This window comes from Microvirga sp. 2MCAF35 (genome assembly GCF_052115545.1).
Classification (GTDB): domain Bacteria; phylum Pseudomonadota; class Alphaproteobacteria; order Rhizobiales; family Beijerinckiaceae; genus Microvirga.
Genome location: NZ_JBFRGW010000007.1, coordinates 104,804 through 120,907, shown reverse-complemented (window position 1 = coordinate 120,907; position 16,104 = coordinate 104,804). Strand labels below are relative to the sequence as shown.

The window sequence follows — 16,104 nt, the reverse complement described above, 5'->3', positions numbered from 1 at the left end:
CCCGATGCTCTAGTTCGTCGGATTGGCGGCGGTTTCCTTCGGGAGATCCCACGCAGGAACGGTCATGTCGCCGAAATGCTTCTTGAGGATGGCTTTGACCTCGGGCGAGTTCTGATAGATCGAGACGAACTTCTTGATCCGTGGATTCTCGGCGTCTTCCGCGCGCACCACCCACTGGATGGCGAAGCGCTTCTGGACATTGTCGAAGATCAAGGCCGAGTTCGGGTCGATGTCGTATTGCTTGAGGGTCGCGGGATAACCCTGTCCGAGATCCACGTCGTCGAGGGCGGTCGGCAGTTGCTGGGCGACGAGTTCGGTGATCTTGATGTTCTTCGGATTGGATACGATGTCGGCCACGGTGGCCTTGTAGTCCAGACCTTCCTTCAGCTTGATCAGCCCGACCCGTTCGAGGAGAACGAGGCCGCGACCGCCGTTCACCGGATCGTTGGCGATGGCGACCTTCGCGCCGTTGGGAAGATCCGTGATGCTTTTGTACTTCTTCGAGTAGAGGCCGACCTTGGACATCGTCCCCACGCCGATGGACACGAAATCATAGCCGCGGGCCTTCTTCGCATCCTCCAGGAAGGGGATGTGCTGGAAGTAGTTGGCGTCGATGTCCTTGTTCACGAGAGCGGCATTGGGCGTGATCCAGTCGGTGAACTCGATCACCTTCACGTCGAGTCCCTGCTCCTTGGCTTCCTTGGCCGCCTGGTGGACCGCATCGGCCGAGAGGCCCGAACTGATGCCGATCTTCAGGGGCGGTTCCGCGAAGGCCGGCGCCGACACGAGAGCCCAGGCGGACGCGGCGAGAAGGGTCAGGAGCGGCAGGGACTTTGATCTTGATCGGCGATGGCTCCAGGAGGAGAAAGCATTGATCGGCATCGAACGGGACCTCGGGTTTGTAAGAAAAAGGACGTCAAGTTGCCTGTCTCCGACAAGCCAATGAAGCTTTGCGGCCCTCGCTGTGCCGGTTCATGAGCTTTGACATCTTTGAAGATCCGCCTCGTTGAAAGCCGATACTTCCCTATGCTGATGCAAACGACCCATGTCGCATTTCGGAGACTTGACGAAATGGTGCCCAGCGAACGGGTCCGGGTCAATTAGATTGTTCTTTTTTTAGAACGAGGATGCAAAGAAAAAACTTCTTTCTGCTCTGGTGCGGGCAGGCGAAAAATTCTTCTGTACGGGAATGTGCCGAGAGACAAAGCTTTTCGAGGGTCGTTAGACTGCAGTTCATCCTGGGCTCCGACGAAGAAGGTGTTCGTGCGGCTTGACCTTGTTCTATATAAAGAACATAAAAGAGGTCGCGAAACGGCGCGTAGGAAAGTCGATGGACGCAATCGATGCCAAAATCCTGAAATTTCTGCAGGAGGACGCCAGCATCTCCGTGGCGGAGCTCGCCCAGCGCGTGAACCTGTCCCAGACGCCCTGCTGGAAGCGGATCCAGCGGCTGGAATCCTCAGGTGTCATTCAGCGGCGCGTGGCCTTGGTCGATCCGGACAAGATCGGCCTCAGCCTGACGGCCTTCGTGGCCGTGGAGGCCTACGACCATTCCGAGACCTGGATGCAGCAATTCGCAGAGTTCGTCTCCGGCATTCCGGAGGTGATGGAAATCTACCGCATGGCCGGCGACGTGGACTACATCCTGCGCGTCGTCGTGCCCGACATGGCGGCCTACGACAGTTTTTATAAGCAGTTGGTGAAGGCCATCCCGCTCAAGAACGTCACGTCGCGCTTTGCGATGGAGCGGATCAAGTCCACGACGGCATTCGTGCTGCGGTCGTGAGGGTGGCTTTGAGAATGTTCAGGCTCTTCCCTTTCACGTCATCACCGGCCTTGTGCCGGTGATCCCGATTGCATGAAGCGTCGCACCCTTCCGATCGGGATGGCCGGGACAAGCCCGGCCATGACGTGAGGGTGTCATTCCTCAGCACTCTCTCATGAACTGAACAGCTCCGGGTTTTCGGCCTCCACGCGCGGCAGGGCGCGCAGGATCTCCGTGAGATGCCGGCGCATGGCTTCTGCGGCCGCTTCCTCGTCGCGGCTGTCGATGGCTGTCATGATGGCGCGGTGCTGGTCGATCAGGGGCAGCATTGCCTCCGGGCTGGGGATCGTCAGCTGGCACACCCGGTCCATATGGGCCTTGATGTCCTGAACGGCCTCCCAGGCGAGGGGGCATCCGGCGCCTTCTGCCAGCGCTATGTGGAACAGCTCGTCGTAGCGCTGGAAGGCGTCGTGGTCGTTGCGGCGGGCGGCCTGTTCCTGCATCTCGAGGAGATCGTCGATCCGCTCCCGGCTCTGCTGATCGAAGGATGAGCAGGCACGGCGCACGACCGCTGTCTCGATCGCCTCCCGGACGAACCGCGCTTCCATCATCTTGCGCACCGAAATCTTCACGACCGTGGTGCCGCGCTGCGGCTGGATTTCCACGAGGCGGGTCCTGGCGAGGCCGATCAGCGCCTCGCGCACCGGCTGGCGCGAGACCCCGTGGCGCTCGGCGATGTCCTGCTCGGAGAGCCGGCTTCCGGGCGGAAGCTCCAGGGCAATAATCAGGCGACGCAGCTCGCTCTCGATGCGTTGGGCTGCGGAGCCTTGGCCGACAGGAAAGGGCGTGTTCACGGCAATCTCATTCTTTTGGCGGGTTGCGTAACATATAAGTGCATACTACCATACAATCGTCGACCAGGTAAGCCGCGGCAAGCGGCGCCCGGTCCGGATCGATGAGTCGCACGGGCTCGATGCGCAGGGCAAGCCGGTCAAAGGCTTGATCTGAAACAATAATGCACCTGAGGAAGCCTTAAGGAGGAAGATCATGTTTACCAGGAGAACCCTTGCCGCCACCGCGCTCGGCGTGTGGGCGGCTTTCATGAGCGGCACGGCCGGCGCCCAGACGACGCTGCGCTCGGCCGACATTCATCCGGACGGATACCCCACCGTCGAAGCCGTGAAGTATTTCGGCTCCCAGCTCGAAAAGAAGACCAACGGCCGGTACAAGGTGCAGGTGTTCCACTCCGCCCAGCTCGGCCAGGAAAAGGACACCATCGAGCAGACCCGGTTCGGCGTGATCGACCTGAACCGGATCAACATGGGGCCGTTCAACAACCTGATTCCCGAGACGCTGGTCCCGTCGCTGCCCTTCATCTTCCGCTCGGTCGACCACATGCGCAAGACCATGGACGGCCCCGTCGGCGACCAGATCCTCAAAGCCTTCGAGCCGCACGGCCTCGTGGCGCTCGCCTTCTACGATTCGGGCGCGCGCTCGTTCTACAATTCCAAGCGTCCCATCAACACGCCGGCCGACCTCAAGGGCATGAAGGTGCGCGTGATCCAGTCGGATCTCTTCCTCGACATGGTGAATGCGCTCGGCGCCAACGCGACGCCGATGCCGCCAGGCGAGGTCTATTCCGCGCTTCAGACCGGCGTGGTGGACGGCGCCGAGAACAACTGGCCGAGCTACGATTCCTTCCGCCACTTCGAGGTGGCGAAGTTCTACTCGCTGACCGAGCATTCCATGTCGCCGGAAGTGCTGGTGATGTCGAAGAAGAGCTTCGACAAGCTTTCTCCGGAAGACCAGAAGGCCGTGCGCGAGACGGCGAAGGAATCCGTCGTGAAGATGCGCGAGCTCTGGGAGGCGCGCGAGAAGGAAGCCGAAAAGAAGATCCGGGCGAGCGGCAGCCAGATCAACAACGTCGACAAGCAGCCCTTCATCGACGCCATGAAGCCTGTCTACGAGAAATACGCCAAGGACGCGAAGGTGAAGGAGCTGGTCTCCCGCATCCAGGCGATGAACTGAGCCTCGTCATACTGACGCCGGCGGACCGGCTGGCGCATCGTGCGGAAAAGTGGAAACCGGTTTTCCGCACGAACGATGCGCCTCTTGATAAAGGAGCATCGGATGGATTCTGAAAGTGTATTCCACTTTCAGGTCCCATGCTCAGACCGGTCCGTCTCTTGCTCCACCGGAGACCCTTACCGATGCGCGCTGAACTTGCCGCGCTATCCCGCATCCTCGCCGTCGTGAATCGGGCGGCTCTCTGGATCGCCGGGATCGGCCTCGTGTTCATGACCCTCTTCGTCGCCTGGCAGGTGTTCGGCCGTTACGTGCTGAACCAGTCGCCGAGCTGGACGGAGCCCGCCTCCCTGCTGCTCATGAGCTGGTTCATCCTGCTTGGCTCCGCCGTGGGCGTGCGCGAGGGCAACCATCTCGGCTTCGAGATTGCCCTTCATTATGCCCCGCACGGCCTGCGCCAGATCATGCTCGCCGTCACCGAGGTGCTGGTGATGCTCTTCGGCATCGCCATGGCGTGGTACGGCACCTCGCTGGCGGTGGAAACCTGGTCGGCCCTGATGCCGGGTCTGCCGATCCCGCAGGGATTCGACTATGTTCCCCTCGCGGTCGGCGGCGTCTTGATTGCTTTGTTTTCCCTGGAAAAGCTTGTTCGCCTTCTTCTTGCCGGGGAGGACGTGCCCCTGGTGCGCGCGGACGAGCCTCATCTCGTTGCCGTGAAGGAGTGATGACATGGAGATGTGGGTTCTCTTCGGCGTCTTCACGCTCCTGCTCATCATCGGAACGCCGGTGGCGTTCTGTCTCGGAATCGCGTCGCTGGCGACCGTGCTCTATATGCAGCTGCCGCCGGTTGTGGTGTTCCAGCAGCTCAATTCAGGCATGAACGCCTTCGCCATGATGGCAATCCCGTTCTTCATCTATGCGGGCGACCTGATGATGCGCGGCGGCATCGCAGACCGCCTGATCCGGCTGGCCGCCGGTTTCGTCGGGCATCTGCGCGGCGGCCTGGGCCAGGTGAACGTGGTCGCCTCGACGCTCTTCGGCGGCATTTCCGGCTCGGCCGTCGCCGACGCCTCGGCCATCGGCGGAATCATGATCCCGCAGATGGAGAAGCGGGGCTACGCCAAGGATTACAGCGTCAACGTGACGGTGAACTCCGCCATCATCGCGCTGATGATCCCGCCGTCCCACAACATGATCATCTATTCGATCGCGGCCGGCGGCACGATCTCGGTGGCGGATCTTTTCACCGCAGGAATCGTGCCCGGGATCCTTCTGGCGATGGCGCTGATGATCGCCGCCTACGTGGTGGCCGTGCGTCGCGGCTATCCGGCGGACCCGTTCCCGGGCTTCCGGATGCTGGCCTATTTCTTCGTCTCGGCCGTGCCGGGCATCCTGCTGATCTTCATCATTTTCGGGGGCGTCCGCTCAGGCGTCTTCACGGCGGCGGAGAGTTCCTGCATCGCGGTCGTCTATGCGCTGCTCGTCACGCTCTTCGTCTATCGCGAACTGAACTGGGAGAGCTTCGTCGAGGCGACGCTGGGAGCCGTGCGCACCACTGCCATGGTCCTGCTCGTCATCGGCACGGCCAGCGCCTTCGGCTGGCTCATGGCCTTCCTGCAGGTGCCGCAGGCGACGATCGCGCTCATGAAGAGCGTGTCGGACAATCCCATCGTGGTGCTTTTGCTCATCAACGTCATCCTGCTGGTGCTCGGCACCTTCATGGACATGGCTCCGATGATCATCATCTGCACGCCGATTTTCCTGCCCGTGATCAAGGCCTTCGGCATCGACCCGGTGCATTTCGGCGTGATCCTGATCCTCAATGCCGGCATCGGCCTCAACACGCCGCCGGTCGGCTCGGTGCTCTTCGTCGGATGCGCGGTGGGCAAGATCACCATCGGCGAGGCCATGAAGACCATCTGGCCGTTCCTGGGCGCCAGCGTCTTCGTCCTGCTGCTCGTCACCTACATCCCCGGCCTGTCGCTCTGGCTGCCGGCCCTGTTCCGCTGATTTTAGAATTCAAGAGGTAATGATGACCATCGACATCCGGCAGGTATGCCATCCCGAGGCGGTCCGCCATTTCAGTGCGGCCGAATTGCGCCGGCACTTCCTGATCGAGACACTGTTCGTTCCCGGCGAGGTCAAACTGACCTACAGCCATATCGACCGGCTGGTGGTCGGCGGCGCGACGCCGACGGCGGGAGCGATCAGGCTGGAAACGCACAAGCAGATCGGCTCGCCGAACTTCCTCGACCGCCGCGAGCTCGGCGTCGTCAATCTCGGCGGGGCAGGGCGCGTCCATACGGATGGCGAGGTCCACAATCTCGATCCCCGCGATGCCCTCTACATCGCCATGGGCACGAAGGACGTGCACTTCGAGAGCCTCGACGAGAGCCATCCGGCGAAGTTCTATCTCGTGAGCACGCCGGCTCATGCCCGTTTCGAGACCGTGAAGATCGGTCTCGACCGCGCCCGCCGAGTCGATCTGGGCGACGCGGCGAACGGCAACGTCCGCACGATCTTCCAGATGATCCATCCGGAGGTGTGCCGCTCGGCGCAGCTCGTTCTCGGCATGACGCAGCTGAAGCCCGGCAGCATGTGGAATACCATGCCGGCTCACCTGCATGACCGCCGCTCCGAGGTCTACGTCTATTTCGACATGCAGCCCGACACGCGCGTGTTCCACTTCATGGGAGAGCCCGACGAGACGAAGCATCTCGTGGTCGCCAACGAGCAGGCGATCCTGTCCCCCGGCTGGTCGATCCACTCCGGTGTCGGCACCAGCAACTACACCTTCGTCTGGGCCATGGGCGGCGACAACCAGGATTTTACCGACATGGACATGGTGCCCATGGATGCGCTGCGGTGAGGATCGGGCGATGACTTATTCCATCGATCTCGCCGGCAAGACGGCGGTCGTGACCGGGGCCAATACCGGGCTCGGTCAGGCTATCGCCAAGGCGCTGGCGCAGGCGGGCGCTTCCATCGTGGCCGTCGGCCGCTCGGCGATGGACGAGACCGAGCGCCTGTGCCGCGAGGCGGGTGCGGGCTTCCATTCCGTGCAGGCGGATCTGTCGAGCCTCGAGCCCATCGAGCGCATCGTCACCGAGACGACGTCGATCAACGGCCGGATCGACATCCTCGTCAACAATGCCGGCATCATCCGCCGCGCGGATGCCATCGACTTCACGGAACGGGATTGGGACGACGTGATGAACGTCAATCTCAAGTCCACCTTCTTCCTGTCCCAGGCGGCGGCCCGCACCATGCTGGCGGACGGGCGCGGCGGCAAGATCATCAACATCGCCTCGCTCCTCTCGTTCCAGGGTGGCATCCGCATTCCATCCTACACCGCGAGCAAGAGCGGGCTGGCCGGTCTTACACGGCTGCTCGCCTGTGAGTGGGCGGGGAAAGGCATCAACGTGAATGCCATCGCGCCGGGCTATTTCGTGACCAACAATACGGAGGCGCTCCGCAACGATCCGAAGCGCAGCGCCGAAATTCTCGGGCGCATCCCGGCCGGGCGCTGGGGCGACCCGACGGATCTCGGCGGCGCCGCCGTCTTCCTGGCATCACCAGCCGCAAACTACATTCACGGCGTCGTTCTGCCGGTGGATGGTGGATGGCTCGCCCGTTGAGACCTTTCTGGAGGAACCATGAACCGCATCAATGAACCTTTTGCCTTCGACAGCAAGATCGACTGGGAGCCGGCAGGCGAGGGCATCCGCCGCAAGATCCTCACCTTTAATTCCGAGGTGATGATGGTGCGTGTGGATTTCCAGGCCGGGGCCGTCGGCACGCCGCATTCGCACCCGCATATCCAGTGCAGTCTCGTCGAGGCCGGTGTCTTCGACGTGACGATTGCCGGACGGACCGAGCGGCTCAAGCAGGGCGACAGCTTCCTCGTGCCTCCTAATGCGGTCCATGGGGCCGTCGCGGTGGAAGCCGGCGTGCTTCTCGACGTCTTCACCCCGATGCGCGAGGATTTCGTCTGACCTGACGCCTGCAACCTACAATCAATTTATGCCTCAAGCCGCACCATGATTGGTTGCGGCTTGATTGCTATTGGACTGATCGGCCTTTGCTGCGCTGGCGTGTCCGATCAACAGGCTCTGCGGCCAGGAAACCCGCTTTCACACGTCTGCGGTCGCATGCGCTGTGGCCTGCCCGCGACAGGACATTTCGCGTTAACCGATCCATGGCGAAATTTGCTCCGGCCCGGAACTCTGCCCCTTGAAAAACGTTAAGGTGGGTCGAATTCCATCTGAAGACGAACAAAGTAGCTTTTGGAATGTCGGCACAAGGGGGCCAGGCGTGGGTTGCGCCTGGAACAGCGTAACGGGGGCCTTTATGTCACAAGTCGAAACCGCCACTTCGCAGCTTGATCCCAGGCTGCTCCTCAAAACATTGCGAGCCCTCAGAAAAGGCGATTTCTCCGCCCGTCTGCCGTCGGACCTGACCGGCATCGACGGCGAAATCGCCGAGGCGTTCAACGACATAGCAGACCTGAACCACGGTCTCGCGCAGGAACTGGAACGCGTCGCGAAGGTGGTCGGCAAGGAGGGGCGGATCGAGGAGCGTGGGCGCCTTGCAGGGGCGACCGGCTGCTGGAGCGAGTGCGTCGACTCCGTGAATGCCATGATCGGCGACATCGTTCAGCCGACCATCGAGGTGGCGAGGGTCATCGGCGCCGTGGCGAAGGGCGACCTGAGCCAGACGATCGACCTCGCGACCGACGGGCGCCCCCTGCGCGGCGAGTTCCTGCGGATCGGCAAAGTGGTCAACACCATGGTGGGCCAGCTCGGCAGTTTCGCCTCGGAGGTGACCCGCGTGGCCCGTGAGGTGGGATCGGAAGGCAAGCTCGGCGGTCAGGCGAAGGTCAAGGGCGTCGCCGGCACCTGGAAGGATCTGACCGAGAACGTGAACCTGATGGCGGCCAATCTGACCGGTCAGGTGCGTAACATCGCCGAGGTCACGACGGCGGTCGCGAACGGCGACCTGTCCAAGAAAATCACCGTCGACGTGAAGGGCGAGATCCTGGAGCTGAAGGACACCATCAACACCATGGTGGACCAGCTGAACTCCTTTGCCTCGGAAGTGACCCGCGTGGCGAAGGAAGTCGGATCGGAAGGCAAGCTTGGCGGGCAGGCGCAGGTGCGCGGCGTCGGCGGCGTCTGGAAGGACCTGACCGACAACGTGAATATGATGGCCGCGAACCTCACCGGTCAGGTGCGTAACATCGCGGAAGTCACCACGGCGGTTGCCCGCGGCGATCTGTCGAAGAAGATTACCGTCGACGTGAAAGGCGAAATTCTGGCCCTCAAATCCACCATCAACACGATGGTGGACCAGCTCAACTCCTTCGCCTCGGAAGTGACGCGCGTCGCCAAGGAAGTGGGCTCGGAAGGAAAGCTTGGCGGTCAGGCTCAGGTGGAGGGAGTCGGCGGCGTCTGGCGCGACCTCACCGAGAACGTGAACATGATGGGCTCGAACCTCACGGCGCAGGTTCGCAATATCGCCGAGGTGACGACCGCTGTCGCGAACGGCGATCTGTCCAAGAAAATCACCGTGGAGGTGAAGGGCGAAATCCTGGAGCTGAAGAACACCATCAACACCATGGTGGACCAGCTCAATTCCTTCGCGTCCGAAGTGACCCGCGTGGCGAAGGAGGTCGGATCGGAAGGCAAGCTCGGCGGGCAGGCGCAGGTGCGTGGCGTAGCGGGAACCTGGAAGGACCTCACCGACAACGTGAATCTGATGGCGGCGAACCTCACCGGTCAGGTGCGTAACATCGCCGAGGTGACGACCGCCGTCGCGAACGGCGACTTGTCCAAGAAGATCACCGTGGAAGTCCGGGGCGAAATCCTGGAACTGAAGTCCACCATCAACACCATGGTGGATCAGCTGAACTCCTTCGCCGGCGAGGTGACGCGCGTGGCGAAGGAGGTGGGTTCCGAAGGCAAGCTCGGCGGCCAAGCGCGCGTGGAGGGCGTTGCCGGCACCTGGAAGGATTTGACCGACAACGTGAACCTGATGGCGGCCAATCTGACCGGTCAGGTGCGTAACATCGCCGAAGTCACGACCGCCGTCGCCAACGGCGACCTGTCGAAGAAGATCACCGTGGATGTGCGCGGCGAAATCCTCGAGCTGAAATCGACCATCAACACCATGGTGGACCAGCTCAACTCCTTCGCGGGCGAGGTGACGCGCGTGGCGCGCGAAGTGGGCACGGAAGGAAAACTCGGCGGTCAGGCACAGGTGCGCGGTGTGGCCGGTGTCTGGAAGGATTTGACCGACAACGTCAACATGATGGCCGCGAACCTCACCGGTCAGGTGCGTAACATCGCGGAGGTCACCACGGCGGTCGCGAATGGCGACCTTTCGAAAAAGATCACCGTCGCGGTCGAAGGCGAGATTCTGGAGTTGAAATCGACGATCAACACGATGGTCGATCAGCTCAACTCCTTCGCCGGCGAGGTGACCCGCGTGGCGCGCGAGGTGGGCACCGAGGGTAAACTGGGTGGTCAGGCACAGGTGCGTGGCGTCGGCGGCGTCTGGAAGGATTTGACCGACAACGTCAACATGATGGCCGCGAACCTCACGGGTCAGGTGCGTAATATCGCCGAAGTCACGACCGCCGTCGCAAACGGCGACCTGTCGAAGAAGATCACCGTGGATGTGCGCGGCGAAATCCTCGAGCTGAAATCGACCATCAACACCATGGTGGACCAGCTCAACTCCTTCGCGTCCGAAGTGACGCGCGTGGCGCGTGAAGTGGGCATCGAAGGAAAGCTCGGCGGTCAGGCGCAGGTGCGCGGTGTGGCCGGCACCTGGAAGGACCTGACCGACAACGTGAACATGATGGCGAACAACCTCACCGGTCAGGTGCGCGGCATCGCCAGCGTGGTGACGGCGGTCGCCGAGGGTGACCTCAAGCGCAAGCTCGTCGTGGATGCCAAGGGCGAAATCGCCGCACTCGCCGAGACCATCAACGAGATGATCGACACGCTCGCCACCTTCGCCGACCAGGTGACGAACGTCGCCCGCGAAGTGGGCGTGGAGGGCAAGCTCGGCGGACAGGCGAGGGTGCCCGGCGCCGCGGGCCTGTGGCGCGATCTCACCGACAACGTGAACCAGCTTGCGGCCAACCTGACCACGCAGGTGCGTGCCATCGCGGACGTGGCCACCGCCGTGACCAAGGGCGACCTCACCCGGTCGATTTCGGTCGAGGCCTCGGGCGAGCTGGCCTCGCTCAAGGACAACGTGAACGAGATGATCCGCAACTTGCGCGACACGACGCTCAAGAACGCGGAGCAGGATTGGCTGAAGACCAATCTCGCCAAATTCACCCGCATGCTTCAGGGCGAGCGCGACCTCACCACCGTGTCCAACTTGATCCTGTCGGAGATCGCCCCGCTGGTGAATGCTCAGCAGGGCGTGTTCTACACGATGGAAAACGACGGAAACGAGCCGATCCTCGACATGGTGGCGTCCTACGCCTTCACGGAGAGGAAGCATCTCAACAACCGCTTCCGCCTGCGTGAGGGACTCGTTGGGCAGGTCGCCTACGAGAAGAAGCGGATCCTCCTTACCAACGTGCCGGGCGACTACATCACCATCAGCTCGGCTCTCGGCGAGGCGCCGCCCCTCAACATCATCGTGCTGCCCGTCCTGTTCGAGCAGGAGGTGAAGGCGGTGATCGAGCTTGCCTCCTTCAGCCGCTTCTCGGAAACGCACCAGTCGTTCCTCGAGCAGCTCACGGAATCGATCGGTATCGTTCTCAACACCATCGCGGCGAACATGCGGACGGAAGGCCTGCTGAAGCAGTCCCAGCTCCTGACGACCGAGCTGCAGAGCCAGCAGGAAGAGCTGAGAAACACCAACGACCGGCTGGAGCAGCAGGCCGCCAGCCTGCGTCAGTCCGAGGAACTTCTCCGTCAGCAGCAGGAAGCGCTGCAAAAGACGAACGAGGAGCTCGAGGACAAAGCACGGCTGCTCGAACTCCAGAAGAGGGAGGTCGAGACCAAGAACCAGGAGGTCTCCGTCGCGAAGACCGCCTTGGAGGAGAAGGCCGAACAGCTCTCGCTCACGTCCCGCTACAAGTCGCAGTTCCTGGCCAATATGAGCCACGAATTGAGGACACCGCTGAACTCGCTCCTCATCCTCTCGAAGCTCCTGACCGAGAACTCGGACGGCAACCTGACCGACAAGCAGAGGGAGTTCGCCAAGACCATCCACGCGGCCGGCTCCGATCTGCTCTCGCTCATCAACGACATTCTGGACCTGTCGAAGATCGAGTCCGGCACCGTCAGCCTGGAGGTGTCGAGCGTCGCCTTCAAGGACCTCGTCGACAACATGGAACGGACCTTCCGCCAGGTGGCGGAGGAAAGAAGGCTCGAATTCCATGTGGAGGTCGACCAGAAGCTGCCGCCGGCGATCAGGACGGATTCGAAGCGGTTGCAGCAGGTGCTGCGCAACCTGTTGTCGAACGCCTTCAAGTTCACCGAGCGCGGTGGCGTGACGCTGCAGATCGGCTCGGCCGAGGGAACGCCGCTGCGGGCCGGCAGCCAGTGGGTCGCCATCTCGGTGACTGATACCGGCATCGGCATCCCGGAGGAGAAGCAGCGCATCATCTTCGAGGCGTTCCAGCAGGCGGACGGCACCACGAGTCGGAAATACGGCGGAACCGGTCTCGGCCTGTCGATCAGCCGTGAGATCGCCCGTCTGCTCGGCGGCGAGATCGTGGTGTCGAGCACGCCGGGAAGCGGCTCGACCTTCACGCTCTTCGTTCCGGTCGAGCCGCCGGCCAGCCATGGAACGGCCGGTGCGGCATCGTCCGTGCGGCCGAACGGTGATGGAGCCGGTCAATCGACCGCGACGACGGACGAGGCTGCGGGAACGATGATCCGGCAGCCGTCGGCCGCGATGGCTCTGTCCGCTTCGCTCGACGACCGTCATGCGATCACGAGCGGAGACCGTGTCGTCCTTATCGTCGAGGATGACGCCATGTTCGCTTCGGTGTTGCTGGAGCTTGCCCGCGAGGAGGGGTTTAGGGGATTGATCGCCATGGACGGCGCCTCGGCGCTCGCCCTTGCGCATCGCTACAAGCCCCATGCGATCACGCTCGATATCGGCCTTCCCGACATGGACGGCTGGGCGCTTCTCGACCTCCTGAAGCACGATCCGCGCACCCGTCATGTGCCGATCCACGTGATTTCCGTCGACGACCAGAAGAAGCGCGGGCTCAAGGCGGGCGCCTTCGGCTTCCTGGAGAAGCCCGTCGACCGGGAAGCGCTCATGGGAGCGCTCAACCGCACGAAGGAGTTCATCGACCGGCCCGTGAAGAAGCTGCTCCTCGTCGAGGACGACGACATTCAGCGCATGAGCCTGTCCGAACTGATGAAGAGCGAGCAGGTCGACGTGACCGCCGTGGGAACGGCCGAGACGGCCCTGGAGGCCATACAGGTACGGCAGTTCGACTGCGCGGTCGTCGATCTGGGCCTGCCGGACCTCCCGGGCGGGGAGCTCATCGAGCGCATCCGCAAGACGAAGGGCGGAGAGGAACTGCCGATCGTGATCTATACCGGCCAGGACCTGACCAAGGTCGAGGAGCGTCATCTGCAGAGCATGGCGGCGACGCTCATCGTGAAGGGCGAGGGCTCGTCGGAACGCCTTCTCAACGACACGGCCCTGTTTCTGCACCGGGCGATCAGCGCCATACCCGAAGAGAAGCAGATCGTCGTCCAACACCGCACCGACGAATCGCTCGACGGCCGGAAGGTTCTGATCATCGACGACGACATGCGCAACATCTTCTCGCTGACGAGTGCGCTCGAGCAGCATGGGATCTCGGTCGTCTTCGCCGAGAACGGCCTGGAGGGCATCGAGAAGCTTCATGCCAACCCGGATGTCGACGTGGCCCTGGTCGATATCATGATGCCCGAGATGGACGGCTACGAGACCATGCGGGAAATCCGGAACATCCCGCGTTATCGCGACCTTCCCCTCGTCGCCGTGACGGCGAAGGCCATGAAAGGTGACCGGGAGAAGTGCCTCGAGGCGGGCGCGACGGACTACGTGTCGAAGCCTGTGGATGTGGATCAACTTCTGGCCGTCTTGCGCGTTCAACTCAGTCGGAGCACATATGTCCCGGACGGGGCGGTGGCTCCCAATGGTGCGGCAGAGACCGGGTTGAACTCATGACGGACGACGTACGGCGCGGGGAGCTGAGCCAGGGCCTGGATGAGTTTCATCTGGTCTCGGCCCGCCCTCCGTCAGATCCGATTCCGGCCAAGATCCTGGTGGTCGACGACGATCCGCGAAACCTGATCGCCGTCGAAGAGGTGCTGCGGTCTCCGGGCGTTGAGGTCGTGACCGCCGATTCCGGCGAGGGGGCCCTGCGCCACGTCCTGAAGGATGATTTCGCGGTCATCCTGCTCGACGTGCAGATGCCCCGCCTCGACGGCTATGAGGTTGCAAGCCTGATCAGGAACCGGCCGCGCTCCTCGCGCGTGCCGATCCTGTTCCTGACGGCGTTCAACAAGGACGACATGCACGTCTTCAAGGGGTATTCGGCCGGCGCCGTCGACTACGTCTTCAAGCCCATCGAGCCCCTGATCCTCAAATCCAAGGTCGACATCTTCGTCGACCTTTATCGCAAGACGGAAGAGATCCGTCGGCAGGCCGAGCAGGAGCGCCGCCTGCTGATGGACAACCTTCACGTCCGCAGCGAAAAGCTGAAGGCGGAACAGGCCCTGCGTCGCCGCGAGGAGCATCAATCGATCGTCCTAAAATCGCTGCCCATCGCGCTCTATACGGCCTCCGTCGAGGAGGATCATCGCCGCCTTCATTTCACCAATGAGAGTATCGAGCGCATCACGGGGTTCCGTCCGGAGGCTTTCCTGGAGCGTCCGGACTTCTGGGCCTCCCGCATCAATCCGGAAGACCGGGAGCGTGTTCTGGCCCAGCTGAGGAGATTGGAGGAAGAGGGCTCCGTCAATCTCGAGTATCGCTGGCGCTGCGCCGACGACGTCGAGAGGCATTTCCTCGACCAGACGGTTCTCATGCGCGACGAGAACGGTCACCCGCGCGAATTCTTCGGCATGTGGTTCGACATCACGGAGAGCAAGCAGATGGAGCAGAACCTGCTCCACGCCAGCAAGCTCGAGGCGGTCGGTCGTCTCACCGGCGGAATCGCGCACGACTTCAACAACATGCTGAGCGTCGTCATCGGCAATCTCGATCTCCTGAAGAAATCCATTCAGGGCAACGAGAAGGCCGAGCGCCGGGTGAGGATGGCGCTGGAAAGCGCCCAGCATTGCGCCGATCTCACCTACAGGCTCCTGACCTTCTCCCGGCGTCAGGCCCTGCAGGTTTCAACCATCGACGTCACGAGCCTGATGCCGAGCCTCCTGGAACTGATGCGCAGGACTCTGGGAGAGCAGGTCAACGCGAGCCTGCACCTGGAAGACGGCATCTGGCCGATCCAGGTCGACCGTGCGCAATTGGAGGCAGCGCTCCTGAACCTCGCCGTCAATGCCCGTGATGCCATGCCCAATGGCGGCGATCTCACGATCTGCGTCAAGAACCAGCTGGTGGAGGAGGGGAAATCCGCTCGCGGCGGCGAGTTCGTCGTGATCTCCGTGAGCGACACGGGAATCGGGATGCCGCCCGAGGTGCTGGAGAAGGTCTTCGAGCCGTTCTTCACCACGAAGGAAAGCGGAAAAGGCACCGGCCTTGGGCTCAGCATGGTCTATGGTTTCGTCCAGCAATGCCAAGGCCATGTGGAGGTCGAGAGCGAGCCGAATGCGGGCACGACGATCCGCATCTTTCTTCCCCGCTCGCATGATGCGGCGGAACGGCCGGAGGACAACCAATCGGCCATTGCCCACCCTTTCGGGAATGGCCGCATGGTGCTCGTCGTTGAGGACAACCCGGCCGTCCGTCAGGTGGCGCTGTCGACCCTGCATTCCCTCGGCTTCAAGGTCATGGAGGCCGAGACCGGTGATGAAGCGGCTCGGCTTCTGAAATCGAAGAAGGGCATCAAGCTCGTCCTCTCCGACGTCAGGATGCCGGGAGCCCTCAGCGGCATAGACCTGGCCCGGCTCATTCAGAAGGAACAGCCGGAAGTCCAGGTTCTCCTGACGACGGGATATTTCGACGGGGAAGACAAACTCGAAGATCTCAATCTTCTCTACAAGCCCTACCGGGCGAGCGACCTGGCGGAAAAGATACAATCGCTGATGAGTACGCCACAGGGCGTCGAGTTGGAGAATGCCGCCATGAGTCAGGCCGCCGCCGTCGCATAGCTCTGC

11 protein-coding genes are annotated in these 16,104 nt (G+C 62.4%); 9 read left to right on the top strand and 2 right to left on the bottom strand.

Annotation, left to right across the window (positions count from 1 at the left end):
* Positions 1 to 9 precede the first annotated feature (9 nt).
* Positions 10 to 882: a MetQ/NlpA family ABC transporter substrate-binding protein gene (locus AB4097_RS05555; RefSeq protein ID WP_442037613.1), complete on the bottom strand. Its 873-nt coding sequence runs from the start codon at positions 880 to 882 to the stop codon at positions 10 to 12.
* Positions 883 to 1,330: 448 nt separating this feature from the next.
* Between AB4097_RS05555 and AB4097_RS05550 the strand changes: the two genes are divergently transcribed.
* Positions 1,331 to 1,786, top strand: a complete 456-nt coding sequence (locus AB4097_RS05550) for an Lrp/AsnC family transcriptional regulator (protein ID WP_442037612.1) — start codon at positions 1,331 to 1,333, stop codon at positions 1,784 to 1,786.
* A gap of 152 nt (positions 1,787 to 1,938) precedes the next feature.
* Here the strand turns inward: AB4097_RS05550 and AB4097_RS05545 are convergent, their stop codons facing one another.
* Entirely contained in the window at positions 1,939 to 2,619 is a 681-nt protein-coding gene (locus tag AB4097_RS05545) for a GntR family transcriptional regulator (protein WP_442037611.1), read from the bottom strand.
* Between the two features lie 193 nt (positions 2,620 to 2,812).
* On the opposite strand from AB4097_RS05545, the gene AB4097_RS05540 reads away from it, so the two are divergent.
* The 8 genes from AB4097_RS05540 to AB4097_RS05505 all read left to right on the top strand — a co-directional run bounded on the left by AB4097_RS05540 (position 2,813) and on the right by AB4097_RS05505 (position 16,098).
* The gene (locus AB4097_RS05540; RefSeq protein WP_442037610.1) at positions 2,813 to 3,793 is read left to right on the top strand and encodes a TRAP transporter substrate-binding protein; all 981 of its coding nucleotides are present in this window, start codon (positions 2,813 to 2,815) and stop codon (positions 3,791 to 3,793) included.
* Positions 3,794 to 3,975: 182 nt separating this feature from the next.
* Complete coding sequence (locus AB4097_RS05535) at positions 3,976 to 4,515, top strand: TRAP transporter small permease (protein ID WP_442037609.1); 540 nt, start codon at positions 3,976 to 3,978, stop codon at positions 4,513 to 4,515.
* Between the two features lie 4 nt (positions 4,516 to 4,519).
* On the top strand, positions 4,520 to 5,800 hold the full coding sequence (locus AB4097_RS05530; protein WP_442037608.1) for a TRAP transporter large permease: 1,281 nt from the start codon (positions 4,520 to 4,522) through the stop codon (positions 5,798 to 5,800).
* A gap of 22 nt (positions 5,801 to 5,822) precedes the next feature.
* A complete protein-coding gene (gene kduI, locus AB4097_RS05525) occupies positions 5,823 to 6,659 on the top strand; it encodes a 5-dehydro-4-deoxy-D-glucuronate isomerase (protein WP_442037607.1) in 837 nt (278 codons plus the stop codon).
* Positions 6,660 to 6,669: 10 nt separating this feature from the next.
* A complete protein-coding gene (kduD, locus tag AB4097_RS05520) occupies positions 6,670 to 7,428 on the top strand; it encodes a 2-dehydro-3-deoxy-D-gluconate 5-dehydrogenase KduD (protein WP_442037606.1) in 759 nt (252 codons plus the stop codon).
* 18 nt (positions 7,429 to 7,446) lie between these two features.
* The gene (locus AB4097_RS05515) at positions 7,447 to 7,785 is read left to right on the top strand and encodes a cupin domain-containing protein (protein WP_442037605.1); all 339 of its coding nucleotides are present in this window, start codon (positions 7,447 to 7,449) and stop codon (positions 7,783 to 7,785) included.
* 355 nt (positions 7,786 to 8,140) lie between these two features.
* A complete protein-coding gene (locus tag AB4097_RS05510) occupies positions 8,141 to 13,993 on the top strand; it encodes a HAMP domain-containing protein (protein ID WP_442037604.1) in 5,853 nt (1,950 codons plus the stop codon).
* Complete coding sequence (locus AB4097_RS05505) at positions 13,990 to 16,098, top strand: response regulator (protein ID WP_442037603.1); 2,109 nt, start codon at positions 13,990 to 13,992, stop codon at positions 16,096 to 16,098. Before AB4097_RS05510 ends, AB4097_RS05505 begins: the two co-directional genes overlap by 4 nt.
* Positions 16,099 to 16,104 lie beyond the last annotated feature (6 nt).